This window comes from Achromobacter sp. RW408, from assembly GCF_003184165.1.
GTDB classification, from domain to species: Bacteria; Pseudomonadota; Gammaproteobacteria; order Burkholderiales; family Burkholderiaceae_B; genus Achromobacter; species Achromobacter xylosoxidans.
The window spans coordinates 1-591 of sequence record NZ_QHHO01000006.1 but is presented as its reverse complement, the minus strand read 5'-3'; the positions used below and the strand labels follow the sequence as shown (position 1 = coordinate 591).

Here is a 591-nt window from a genome sequence, read left to right as displayed (position 1 = left end):
CATCGACGGATGGGCCGCCAGCGCCGAATGGGCCGACGCCATGGCGGTGGGCACCGCCATCGACATGGCGCAGGGACAGCTCATCACCAGCAGCGCGACCATGACGGGAAGGCTGTGGGCCGGATCGATATAGGCCCAGGCGGCCGCCGCCCCCAGCGCCAGCGCCACTTGCGCCATGACGAAGCGCGAGGCCAGCCGGTCGGCGCCGGCGCCCAGCAGCAGGCGCTGCGCCTCGACCCGGGCATGCCGTTGGCCGCCCGTCGAGCCGCCGAACGACTGCCGGGCGCACAGTTCCAGGTAGCGCGCCGTCAGCAGGAAGGCGACGAACATGGTGACCGAATCGAAATACACCTCGCCGCGGCCCGTATAGGTGGCATGCACGCTGGGGACGAAAGCGGCGACGATGCCCAGCGCCACCGGCACGTCCATGCCGGCGCGGCCCTGGCGCAGGTTGGCGCCGGCGTGGCGCCAGATCGGCCAGGCCGAATACAGCACCACCGGCAAGGTCAGGGCCAGGCTGGCCCAGTTCATCAGCACGATGGCCCAGTCCAGCGTTTCCAGGGCGTCCCTGGGGATGCCGTCATGGCGCAG

The 591-nt window shown here is 71.2% G+C and carries 1 pseudogene; it reads right to left on the bottom strand.

The features are described 5' to 3' along the window. Positions 1 to 591, bottom strand: a pseudogene (locus DK459_RS01445) (hypothetical protein); the annotation flags it as partial.